10 protein-coding genes are annotated in these 10,973 nt (G+C 60.3%); 7 read left to right on the top strand and 3 right to left on the bottom strand.

The annotated features are described in order from the left end of the window. Positions 1-97 precede the first annotated feature (97 nt). Both WBB95_RS24715 and WBB95_RS24710 read right to left on the bottom strand, forming a co-directional pair. On the bottom strand, positions 98-1,051 hold the full coding sequence (locus tag WBB95_RS24715; RefSeq protein ID WP_424489951.1) for a homoserine kinase: 954 nt from the start codon (positions 1,049-1,051) through the stop codon (positions 98-100). A gap of 56 nt (positions 1,052-1,107) precedes the next feature. Then, complete coding sequence (locus tag WBB95_RS24710; protein ID WP_424489950.1) at positions 1,108-1,398, bottom strand: DUF2782 domain-containing protein; 291 nt, start codon at positions 1,396-1,398, stop codon at positions 1,108-1,110. A gap of 74 nt (positions 1,399-1,472) precedes the next feature. Here WBB95_RS24710 and polA point away from each other — a divergent pair, with 74 nt between their 5' ends. Beyond that, positions 1,473-4,265: a DNA polymerase I gene (gene polA, locus WBB95_RS24705; RefSeq protein WP_424489949.1), complete on the top strand. Its 2,793-nt coding sequence runs from the start codon at positions 1,473-1,475 to the stop codon at positions 4,263-4,265. Between the two features lie 266 nt (positions 4,266-4,531). Here the strand turns inward: polA and yihA are convergent, their stop codons facing one another. After that, the gene (gene yihA / locus WBB95_RS24700) at positions 4,532-5,173 is read right to left on the bottom strand and encodes a ribosome biogenesis GTP-binding protein YihA/YsxC (RefSeq protein WP_099601836.1); all 642 of its coding nucleotides are present in this window, start codon (positions 5,171-5,173) and stop codon (positions 4,532-4,534) included. A 192-nt stretch (positions 5,174-5,365) separates the two neighbouring features. On the opposite strand from yihA, the gene WBB95_RS24695 reads away from it, so the two are divergent. The 6 genes from WBB95_RS24695 to WBB95_RS24670 all read left to right on the top strand — a co-directional run bounded on the left by WBB95_RS24695 (position 5,366) and on the right by WBB95_RS24670 (position 10,926). After that, a complete protein-coding gene (locus WBB95_RS24695; protein WP_424489948.1) occupies positions 5,366-5,668 on the top strand; it encodes a c-type cytochrome in 303 nt (100 codons plus the stop codon). Positions 5,669-5,702: 34 nt separating this feature from the next. Then, positions 5,703-6,308, top strand: a complete 606-nt coding sequence (locus WBB95_RS24690; protein ID WP_424489947.1) for a c-type cytochrome — start codon at positions 5,703-5,705, stop codon at positions 6,306-6,308. A gap of 168 nt (positions 6,309-6,476) precedes the next feature. Next, positions 6,477-7,112: a thiol:disulfide interchange protein DsbA/DsbL gene (locus WBB95_RS24685; RefSeq protein ID WP_424489946.1), complete on the top strand. Its 636-nt coding sequence runs from the start codon at positions 6,477-6,479 to the stop codon at positions 7,110-7,112. Positions 7,113-7,122: 10 nt separating this feature from the next. Continuing rightward, entirely contained in the window at positions 7,123-8,001 is an 879-nt protein-coding gene (locus tag WBB95_RS24680) for an endonuclease/exonuclease/phosphatase family protein (RefSeq protein WP_424489945.1), read from the top strand. Next, on the top strand, positions 7,998-10,061 hold the full coding sequence (locus WBB95_RS24675) for a diguanylate cyclase (RefSeq protein WP_424489944.1): 2,064 nt from the start codon (positions 7,998-8,000) through the stop codon (positions 10,059-10,061). The genes WBB95_RS24680 and WBB95_RS24675 overlap by 4 nt, the downstream gene beginning before the upstream one ends. 88 nt (positions 10,062-10,149) lie before the next feature. Continuing rightward, positions 10,150-10,926 carry an N-acetylmuramoyl-L-alanine amidase gene (locus WBB95_RS24670; RefSeq protein ID WP_424489943.1) on the top strand — a complete coding sequence of 259 codons (777 nt, stop codon included), beginning with the start codon at positions 10,150-10,152 and terminating at the stop codon, positions 10,924-10,926. Positions 10,927-10,973 lie beyond the last annotated feature (47 nt).

Genomic DNA, 10,973 nt, shown 5'->3' with positions numbered 1-10,973 from the left:
TGCTCGCGAATGCGGTGTGTCAGTCAATGCATTTTTGGCTGATTCACCGCATTCGCGAGCAAGCCCGCTCCCACATTTTTTGACCGAGCAGGCCTTCTTAGAGGGCAAACGGCAAGTGAACCGTCACCTGCTGACGCTGCGCCAGCCGATGCTCGAACTCCGCAGGGTCATGGATCAATACATCCTGCCCGGCGAACGTTTCCGCCGCGATCAGTCGTGACAGCCAGAAGCGCACACACGCCACGCGCAACAGGGTCGGCCACAGCTCGGCTTCCTTGGCAGTGAACGGCCTCAGCCCGGCGTAGGCGCCCAGCAGTGCGCGGGCGCGTTGCCCGTCAATGACGCCGTCGGCGTCCGAACACCAGTCGTTCAGGGCGATCGCCACGTCGTACAGCATTGGGCCGGAGCACGCGTTGTAGAAGTCGATCAGGCCGGTGAGGTGCGTGCCTTCGAACATCGCGTTGTCGCGGAACAGGTCGGCGTGAACGTTGGCGCGTGGCAACGCAAGAATATGCGCCTTGTGGGCTTCGATCTCGGTCAATGCCGCTTGCAACAGGCGCTGTTGGGCATCGTTGAGGTGCGAAATCAGTTGCGCGCCTTCGCTCAGCATCCACTCCAGCCCGCGATCGGTCTTGCGCTCCAGGACTTTCTCGCCCTGAGTCGCCAGGTGCAGATGGCCGAGCAACTCGCCGACCTGCGCGCAATGTTGCGCGTTGGCGTCCTTGATGTGCTTGCCGGCCAGGCGCGGTTGCAGCAGTGCCGGTTTGCCCGCAAGCGTACGCAAGGCCACGCCGTCGGTGGTGCGCAGGGCGTAAGGTACCGGCAGGTCGGCGTCGTGGAGCACGTCGAGCAGTTCAATGAAGAACGGCATTTCTGCCACGGGGCCGCGCTCAACCAGGGTCAGGACGAATTCGCCCTTCTCCAGGCTGATAAAAAAATTGGTGTTTTCACTACCAGCGGCAATCCCCTGGAAATCAAGCAGGCGGCCGAGCCCGTAAGGGGCGAGAAAGGTTTCCAGCTCGGGCCGAGCCAGGGGGGTGAACACAGACATGGTTAAAACTGCCAGTACGGGCGCCGCGGTGTGCGGCGCCAATTGAAGTTAAGAAATCATTTCCATTCGAAGATCTTCCATGACGGGATCAGCATATCCGGCTGGTCAGAACGGATGAAATTCGCATCGGTTCCGTCCGCGCGCACCAGGAAGTAGGGAGGAAAGCCCTTCTTGGTCACCTTGATGGCGTACAGGAAACCGTTTTGGCGATATTCCTGGATGGTTCGGTCGCCTTCCGTGCGAATGGTAACGTCCGGATCGCCCGAAGGGGCGCTGTCTGCCGCCATGGCAGCCATCGGAGCGAGTGCAATCAAGCCAGTCAAGAGCAGGCGATTGAATGTACGCATGATAACCTTGTCCCTTTGTCGTCATTGGTCCGGCTATTCTAGCGCCTGACCCGCCGAAAAGGTTGATCCTGCTCATGAGCAAAGCGCCCCTCGTCCTGGTGGACGGTTCTTCATATCTGTACCGCGCCTTTCACGCGCTGCCTCCACTGACCACCTCCAAAGGCCTGCCGACGGGCGCGGTCAAGGGCGTGTTGAACATGCTCAAGAGCCTGCGCAAGCAGTACCCGGACAGCCCGTTTGCCGTCGTATTCGACGCCAAGGGTGGGACCTTTCGCGATGACATGTACGCCGAATACAAGGCCAACCGCCCGAGCATGCCCGATGACATGCGCCTGCAAATCGAGCCGTTGCACCAGAGCGTGATCGCTTTGGGCTTCCCGCTGCTGTGTGTCGAAGGCGTTGAGGCCGATGACGTGATCGGCACCCTGGCCCGCAGCAGTGCGGCTGCCGACCGCCCGGTGGTGATTTCCACCGGCGATAAAGACATGGCGCAGCTGGTGGACGGGCACATTACCTTGGTCAACACCATGACCGGTAGCGCGATGGACATCGAAGGCGTTAAGGAGAAATTTGGCGTCGCTCCCGAGCAGATCATCGACTATCTGGCGTTGATGGGCGATTCGTCCGACAACATCCCGGGCGTTCCGGGCATTGGTCCCAAGACTGCTTCCGGCTTGCTGGTGGGCGTGAATGGCGGCCTCAAAGAGCTTTATGAGCAGCTGGACATTGTGCCGACGCTGCCGATTCGCGGGGCCAAGACGCTGCCGGCCAAGCTTGCAGAGCATAAGGACATGGCGTTCCTGTCTTACCAGTTGGCGACGATCAAGATTGATGTACCGCTGGACGTGGGCCTGGACGATCTGCACCTGATTGAGCCGGATCGCGACAAGCTGCTGGAGCTGTACACGCTGCTTGAGTTCAAGAGCTGGATTGATGAGATTCAGCGCGATGCCAAGCGTGTGGAGTTGAGCGCTGTTTCGTCGGCGCCTGTCGTCGAGGAGGCGGCTGAGACGATTGCGACAGTGCCTGTAGAGGCGGTGTACGAAACTATCCTCACTCAGGCTCAGTTCGACTCGTGGCTGAAAAAGCTCAACGAGGCAAAGCTGTTCGCGTTTGATACCGAAACCACCGGGATCGACGCTCAGCAAGCGCAGTTGGTTGGGGTGTCCTTCTCTGTTAAGCCTTATGAAGCTGCCTACATTCCGCTGACGCATTCCTACATCGGTGCGCCGCAACAGCTGGATCGCGACACGGTTCTGCTGGCGTTGAAGCCGCTGCTGGAAGACCCGACCAAGCTCAAGGTCGGCCAGCACGCCAAGTTCGACATGAACATCCTGGCCAATTGCGCCATTGGCGGTGACCAGGCAAACGGCATCACCGTGCGCGGTATCGCTTTCGACACCATGCTTGAATCCTATGTGCTGAATTCCACCGCCACCCGGCACGACATGGACAGCCTGGCCAAGAAGTACCTGGATTACGACACTGTCAGCTTCCAGGACATCGCCGGCAAAGGCGCCAAGCAGCTGACGTTCGACCAGATCCCGCTGGAACAGGCGGGCCCTTACGCGGCCGAAGATGCCGACGTGACGCTGCGCCTGCATCAGGCGCTGCACGCACAACTCGCCGCTATTCCGACGCTGGCCAGCGTGCTGACGGACATCGAGATTCCATTGGTGCCGGTGCTGGCGCGCATTGAGCGCCAGGGCGCGCTGGTTGACTCGAAGCTGCTGGGCATCCAGAGCATCGAGTTGGGCGACAAGATGGTAGAGCTGGAGCGCCAGGCGTTCGAGATCGCCGGCGAGGAGTTCAACCTGGGTTCGCCCAAGCAACTTGGCGCAATTCTCTACGAAAAACTCGGTTTGCCCGTGCTGAAGAAGACCGGCAAGGGTCAGGCTTCCACGGCGGAAGAAGTGTTGGCCAAGTTGGCCGAAGATGACTTCCTGCTGCCTAAAGTGCTGATGCAGTACCGCAGCATGAGCAAGCTGAAAAGCACTTACACCGACCGTTTGCCGGAGCAGATCAACCCGCGTACCGGGCGCATTCACACGTCCTATCATCAGGCCGTGGCGGCGACCGGACGTTTGTCGTCCAGCGACCCGAACCTGCAGAACATCCCGGTGCGTACTGCTGAAGGGCGGCGGATTCGCCAGGCATTTGTCGCGCCTAAGGGCTACAAGCTGCTGGCGGCCGACTATTCGCAGATTGAGCTGCGGATCATGGCGCACCTGTCCAAGGACGAGGGGTTGATGAATGCCTTCCGCAACGACCTGGACGTGCACACGGCCACGGCGGCCGAGGTGTTCAAGGTTGAGCTCACTGAGGTCACGTCCAATCAGCGCCGCAGCGCCAAGGCGATCAACTTTGGCCTGATCTACGGCATGGGTGCGCAGAAGCTGGGCAAAGACATTGGCGTCGATACCAAGACCGCCAAGGCTTATATCGATGTGTATTTCGCTCGTTACCCCGGGGTTCGCGAGTACATGGAGCGCACCCGCGCGCAGGCTGCCGACCAGGGGTTTGTTGAAACCATCTTCGGGCGGCGCTTGTATGTGCCGGATATCAATTCCAACCGGCCTCAGGAGCGCGCAGCCGCCGAACGCACGGCGATCAACGCGCCGATGCAGGGCACGGCGGCGGATATCATCAAGAAAGCCATGGTGTTGGTGGACGACTGGCTGACGGAGTCTGGCCTGGATGCCAAGGTCATCCTGCAGGTACACGATGAATTGGTGCTTGAGGTGCGTGAGGACCTGGTGGCAGACGTCAGCGAGAAGATTCGCGAGCACATGAGCGCTGCTGCGCAGCTGGACGTGCCGCTGGTGGTCGACGTGGGCGTGGGCGATAACTGGGACGAAGCACACTGATTTCACAGGTCTGCCATCACCGGCGTGGTGGCAGAGTGCTTTAGTTCGGAAGTCGCCGTCAGTTATTTCAAATTGTTTTTCTGGTGTCGGAACTTAAGCCGTGAATTGCTACTCAGAGTTACTGAATGGGTGGTGAAGCCCTTCAATGCTCCTATGTTGTGTTAAGTGTTGGCAGATATCTGGACCCCGCCCTAGCGGTCCGGAACTTGAACCCCGAACTTCCCCTCCCCATGTGAAGTCCGGGGTTTTTTTTGCCTGCAGAAATGTTATTCCGCGATTTCCGCGCCCTTGTCCGCCAATTCCATCCAGCCGGCCAGCACGGTGTAAGCGTCTTCCAGGCCCATGCGCTTCGGCGCCGAGAACAACTGGATGGTGATCGTGTCACCCCAACCCTTACGGATTTCAGCCTGCACTTTGAGCAGCGTGTTCTTGGCTGCGCCGTAGGTGAGCTTGTCGGCTTTGGTCAGCAAGATGTGCATCGGCATGCCGCTGGCCACTGCCCAGTCGAGCATCAACAGGTCGAAATCGGTCATTGGATGACGGATGTCCATCATCAAAATCAAGCCCTTCAAACTCTCTCGGCCACCCAGGTAAGCCTCAAGGTGACGCTGCCAGTGCAGCTTCAACGGGATAGGTACTTTTGCGTAACCGTAGCCCGGCAGGTCGACCAGACGCCGATCATCGTCTAGCTTGAAGAAATTGAGTAGTTGCGTGCGGCCCGGGGTTTTTGAGGTGCGCGCCAGGCTGGCGTGAGTCAGGGTGTTCAGCGCGCTCGATTTACCGGCGTTGGAACGGCCGGCAAAGGCGACTTCAAAGCCTTCGTCATCAGGGCATTGGTCAACTTTGGCGGCGCTGAGCATAAACGTGGACTGTTGGCACAGGCCAAGGATGGGATTCTTGAGTTGCATGAGATTTCCGATGTGGGCGGTGCCGAGAAAGGGTGCGGCAAGCGGTGTCGTTTCCGTTTCAGTAGCGCCAGTATATAATGCCGCAGATTTTGTGTGTGCTTTGTCCCAGCGAAGGATGAAGTTCACGGGAGCGAAAGACCTTCATTGCGCATTAGAACGCAAAACGCTCTCAAACCCTGAAAAGGTCGATGTATGACCCGATGGTTGCTCGCTTTTGGTGTCCTGATCCCGCTTTACGGCGCTCAGGCTACACAGGATCCGGAAGCGGTGTACAACCGAGTTTGCGTGGCTTGCCATGCCGGCCAACTGCCCAGCGCCCCCAAACGGGGTGACCAGGCAGCGTGGGCGCCTAGACTGGCGCAGGGCATGGACACGCTGGTGCAACACGTGACCCAGGGTTTCAAGGCAATGCCGCCGCGTGGTTTGTGCATGGACTGCAGTACTGAGGATTACCAGGCCATCATTGAATTGATGGTGAGTAAACCCGGTAGATAACTCTTAAACCCCTTAGCCGTAGTTGGATTAGCTGATGAACAAACTGATCGTGAGTCTGCTGTTGACCTTGGGCATCACCGGTGTTGCCCATGCTGCAGGCGACGCTACAGCGGGCCAGGCGAAAGCCGCCGTATGTGGTGCTTGCCATGGACCGGATGGTAACAGCCCGGCACCGAACTTCCCCAAACTGGCGGGCCAGGGTGAACGTTACCTGACCAAGCAGATGCACGACATCAAGGATGGCAAGCGCACGGTACTCGAAATGACCGGCTTGCTGACCAACCTCAGCGATCAGGACCTGGCAGACATCGCGGCGTATTTTGCCAGCCAGCACGGCAGTGTGGGAGCTGCCGATCCGAAAGTTGTGGCCCACGGTGAAGAACTGTTCCGCGGCGGCAACCTGGAAAAAGGCATGCCTTCGTGCCTCGGCTGCCATTCGCCCAACGGCGCAGGCCTTGCCGCTGCAGGCTTTCCGCACTTGAGCGGCCAGCATGCGCAGTACATCGCCAAGCAACTGACCGACTTCCGTGAAGGTAACCGCACCAACGACGGCGATACCAAAATCATGCAAAGCATTGCCGGTAAGTTGAGCAACAAGGACATCGAAGCGGTTTCCCAGTACATCCAGGGTCTGCATTGATCGTAACAGTACGTTAACGCTCGATTAATCCATCGATGCAAGCATAAAAAGGGTGGCCCAGGCCGCCCTTTTTTGTGGCCGGTGCCGTTACACTAACGAACTCATGCCCGCGTAGACCTGTCACAACAAAGGTCGCGTGAGGCGACTTTATTTGTCCAGGAGTAAAGCATGCGTAATCTGATCTTCAGCGCCGCTCTCGTCACTGCCAGCCTCTTCGGCATGACCGCACAAGCCGCCGACGTGCCGCTTGAAGCCGGTAAAACCTACGTTGAATTGGCCAACCCGGTCCCGGTTTCGGAACCTGGCAAGATCGAAGTGGTGGAGCTGTTCTGGTACGGCTGCCCGCATTGCTACGCTTTTGAACCGACCATCAACCCATGGGTTGAAAAACTCCCGTCCGACGTGAACTTCAAGCGCATCCCGGCCATGTTCGGCGGCCCTTGGGATGCCCACGGCCAACTGTTCCTGACCCTGGAAGCCATGGGTGTGGAGCACAAGGTTCACAACGCCGTGTTCAACGCGATCCAGAAAGAAGGCAAGCGCCTGACCAAGCCTGAAGACATGGCCGACTTCGTTGCCACCCAAGGTGTCGACAAGGACAAGTTCCTGGCCACCTTCAACTCCTTCGCCATCCAGGGCCAGATCAAGCAGGCCAAGGAACTCGCGCAGAAGTACGGCGTGCAAGGCGTTCCGACCATGATCGTCAACGGCAAATACCGCTTTGACCTGGGCACCACCGGCGGTCCTGAACAGACCCTCAATGTTGCCGACCAGCTGATCGCCAAAGAGCGCGCAGCCAAGTAAGGGGCCCACCATGCGCCGCTGGGGTACCGAACGTGTTGTTGGCCTGCATGACCCGCAGGTCAATGAACATCATCTGGAAGCCACAGGTTTGCCGGCAGACAGCCGCTTGCGGCTGCTCAGCTTCAATATCCAGGTGGGCATCAGTACCGAGAAGTATCGGCACTACCTGACCCGTGGCTGGCAGCACCTGCTGCCCCACAACGGGCGCGCCCTTAACCTGCAAAAGATCGGCAACCTGCTCAACGACTTCGACCTGGTCGCCTTGCAGGAAGCCGACGGCGGCAGCATACGCTCCGGCTACATCAACCAAGTGGAACACCTGGCTCAGCTCGGTGCCTTTCCGTACTGGTATCAGCAACTCAATCGCAACCTCGGGCGCCTGGCGCAGCACAGCAATGGTGTGCTCAGCCGCCTGAAGCCGTGGGCTATCGAAGATCACCCGTTGCCAGGCCCCAAGGGTCGCGGCGCGATCCTCGTGCGCTTTGGCGAAGGCCCTGAGGCCTTGGTGGTGGTGATGATGCACCTGTCGCTCGGCTCACGTACGCGCATGATGCAGCTTGCCTACATCCGCGAGCTGATCGGCAATTACAAACATCAGGTGCTGATGGGTGACATGAATACCCATGCCAGCGATCTGTTGCAAAATTCCCCGCTGCGGGACCTCGGGTTACTGGCGCCGCAAGTCGAAGCCACGTTTCCCAGCTGGCGTCCGCAACGCTGTCTCGACCATATCCTGCTCAGCCCGACCCTCACGCTTGAAAGCGTGCAGGTTCTTGCGCAGCCCATTTCCGATCACCTGCCGGTCGCGGTAGAGATTCGTCTGCCGGGTTCGCTCACGGCTGATGCATTACCCGCGTTGAGCCCAGGCCCTCGCGGACCCCTTGCATGAGCGACGACGCCCAGCGCTGGAAAGAGAAATACCTTAAAAGCATCGAGCAACAAGACAAGCTCGAACGCCGCTGGGCCGCCCGCCTCGACCTGCTGCGTCGCGGGCTGGTGCGCAGCACATTGGCGGCTGAGGGGACTGACCGCGCGGTCGATCAATGCATGAAGGAAATGCGCGATGTCGTGCGCACCGATGACATGGACGCCGCCCTCGCCGCGTTATTGCCGCGCCTGGAAAAAGCCGTGCTCGACTCCGAGCAGCGCCGCGAAACCCGGGTCGACCAGATCAGCACCGCGCTCACCGCCCTGGTCGCACAGTTGCAACAATTGCCGCTGCCGCGCGAGGTGGCGCGTCCGCTGAAAACGTTCGCCAAGCAGCTGGAGGGGCGCGTCGGCCAGGCGCGTGAGATACCGCTGCTCCTCAGCGAGTTGAGCAGCCTGCAGGGGCAGGCCCTGAATAACCTTGAACCGGAGGGCGAAACTGCGCGCCCCGGGCCGGGCTTGCTGCAGCGTCTGTTTGGCGCAAAGGATGTTTCGAATGAGGCGCTGGTGGTCGAAACCACGCCTGCGCCGGAGCCTGTTACGGCCAAGCCCGCAACGCCCAAGCCTGCGCCGGAACCTCAAGAGCCGGCACAATCTGACGAGCTGACCCAAGCCTTGCGCGCCTTCGCACCGTTGCCGTCAACGCCGGTCGCCGCGCAGCCAGAGCCTGTGGCGCCTGCCCAAGTGGTGGAGGTTGCCAGCGAAACGTTTGTCTTCGAAGCGCCTGCTCCGGCAGTGGCCAAGGTGCAGCGCGTTGAAGCCCTGGCGCCTGAAGAAGCTGAGCCGGCTGTGGAGGCGTCGGCGCCCGAAAGCGCCCTTGCCGCCTTCATCGACACGCCCGAGATTCAAATCGACACGCCGGATGCAACAACGATCGGCAGCTTGTCACTCCCGCCCGTGCTGGAGGCGGACGAACCCGAGCCAGACGCGCCGCAACCGGACGGCATCTACGCCCTGCCCGACTCGCCGGAACCGTCCTACAGCTCGGTCGCCAAACATATCGAAGACACCCTGCTCGGGCTGCTGGAAGACTTGTCGCTGCCTGAGCGCCATCGGCCCCAAGCCGAAGCCATGCGCGAGCGGCTGGCCCATGGCCTGAACTGGTACGAACTGCTGCCGATCCTCGATGATCTGGCGGTGCTGATGCTGGCGATCACCGACAGTGGCCAGCATGAGTTCGAGGCTTATCTCAAACAGCTCAACGAGCGGCTTGAAGCGTTCCAGGGCCATCTGCAGGTCGCCAGTGACGGCCACGCCGACAGCCGTTCGGCGGCGCGCGAACTGGACACACAGATTCGTGAGCAGGTCGACGGCCTGCAAAGCAGCGTGCAGGAGGCGGCCGACCTGGACAGCCTCAAGCACGTGCTGGAAAGCCACCTTGAAGGCTTGCTCGGCACTATGGACGAACACCAGCAGCAGCGTGACCAGCGCGAGCAGGAAGTGGCGGCGCGCTTGCAAGGCCTGGCCGAGCGCGTAGCGAACATGGAGCAGGAGGCTCAAGGCTACCGCGAGCACCTGGAAGTACAACGCCAGAAGGCCTTGATCGATCCGCTGACCGGTCTTCCCAACCGTGCCGCCTGGAGTGAGCGCCTCGACCATGAGGTCAACACTTGGCACCAGCGCGGCAACAGCCTGGCCCTGGCGATGCTGGACCTGGACCATTTCAAGCGTATCAACGACAGCTATGGTCATTTGGCGGGCGACAAGGTGCTGAAAATCATTGCCAGCGTGTTGCGCAAACGCCTGCGCCCGACGGACTTTATCGCGCGTTTCGGCGGTGAGGAATTTGTACTGGTAATGCCCGACTCATCCCTGGCGGACGCCTTGGCCGTGGGAGAGGGGCTGCGTGCGGCCATTGAGGCGTGCCCATTCCACTTCAAAGGCGAGCCGGTGACCCTTACCGTGTCCATGGGCGTGGCGCAGTTCCAGCCAGGCGAGCGCAGTGATGCGGCGCTCAAGCGCGCCGACGAGGCGCTTTATCGGGCCAAGGCGGCAGGGCGTAATCAGGTGCTGGCGGCGTAAAAGATGTTCCATTTTGTGATTTGACCGTCGCCGCCCAACCCATACGTTACACTGTTGCATTATCGTCTTCAGCGTAACGTCTTCTGCCATGAAATCACTGTACTTCGCCTTTGTGTTTCTCCTTCTCGCCGGCTGCGCCAGCGGCCCGCGCCTGAACACCAGCCACCCATCGGTGAACCACGACAACCGCGTGCAGTTCGTCGTCGTCCATTACACCTCCACCAACCTTGAACGCTCCCTGGCGCTGTTGACTCACGGCCAGGTCAGCAGCCATTACCTGATCGGCGACGACGCCTCGGGCACCATCTACAAGCTGGTCGACGAGAGCCAGCGCGCCTGGCACGCCGGCGAAAGCGAATGGATGGGGCGCACCTGGCTCAACTCCAGCTCCATCGGCATCGAAATTGTGAACCCCGGCTACACAGACAGCCCGACAGGCCGCGTGTGGTACCCGTACGCCGAGTCGCAGGTGCAGTCACTGGTGGTGTTGCTCAAGGACATCAGCAAGCGCAATGGCATCGACCCCAAGAACATCATTGGCCACAGCGACATCGCGCCGCTGCGCAAGCTTGATCCGGGCCCGCTGTTTCCGTGGAAACGCCTGGCGGCCGAGGGACTGGGGGTTTGGCCGGATGCTAAAGCCGTCGCTCGATACCAGGTGCAGTACGCTGCCGAGTTGCCGAGCGTTTCCTGGTTCCAGGAAGAACTGGCTCGCCTTGGCTACCAGACGCCGCAGACCGGTGAACTGGATGTCGCCACGCGCCACGTGATTGCCGCGTTCCAGATGCACTTCCGCCCATCGCTGTTTGATGGCACACCGGATGCCGAAAGTGCCGCGATCCTGCGAGCGTTAAACCACCAGTAAGGGTGTAACCCGATTCAAATGTGGGAGCGGGCTTGCTCGCGAATGCG

Origin of the sequence: Pseudomonas sp. (genome assembly GCF_049645325.1) — a bacterium.
GTDB lineage: Bacteria > Pseudomonadota > Gammaproteobacteria > Pseudomonadales > Pseudomonadaceae > Aquipseudomonas.
This window is presented reverse-complemented; position numbering and strand designations above follow the sequence as displayed.

Bases quoted from the DNA above. Each gene is read 5' to 3' on its own strand.
- WBB95_RS24715 (WP_424489951.1), bottom strand. From the start codon at position 1,051: ATGTCTGTGTTCACCCCCCTGGCTCGGCCCGAGCTGGAAACCTTTCTC.
- WBB95_RS24710 (WP_424489950.1), bottom strand. From the start codon at position 1,398: ATGCGTACATTCAATCGCCTGCTCTTGACTGGCTTGATTGCACTCGCT.
- polA (WP_424489949.1), top strand. From the start codon at position 1,473: ATGAGCAAAGCGCCCCTCGTCCTGGTGGACGGTTCTTCATATCTGTAC.
- yihA (WP_099601836.1), bottom strand. From the start codon at position 5,173: ATGCAACTCAAGAATCCCATCCTTGGCCTGTGCCAACAGTCCACGTTT.
- WBB95_RS24695 (WP_424489948.1), top strand. From the start codon at position 5,366: ATGACCCGATGGTTGCTCGCTTTTGGTGTCCTGATCCCGCTTTACGGC.
- WBB95_RS24690 (WP_424489947.1), top strand. From the start codon at position 5,703: ATGAACAAACTGATCGTGAGTCTGCTGTTGACCTTGGGCATCACCGGT.
- WBB95_RS24685 (WP_424489946.1), top strand. From the start codon at position 6,477: ATGCGTAATCTGATCTTCAGCGCCGCTCTCGTCACTGCCAGCCTCTTC.
- WBB95_RS24680 (WP_424489945.1), top strand. From the start codon at position 7,123: ATGCGCCGCTGGGGTACCGAACGTGTTGTTGGCCTGCATGACCCGCAG.
- WBB95_RS24675 (WP_424489944.1), top strand. From the start codon at position 7,998: ATGAGCGACGACGCCCAGCGCTGGAAAGAGAAATACCTTAAAAGCATC.
- WBB95_RS24670 (WP_424489943.1), top strand. From the start codon at position 10,150: ATGAAATCACTGTACTTCGCCTTTGTGTTTCTCCTTCTCGCCGGCTGC.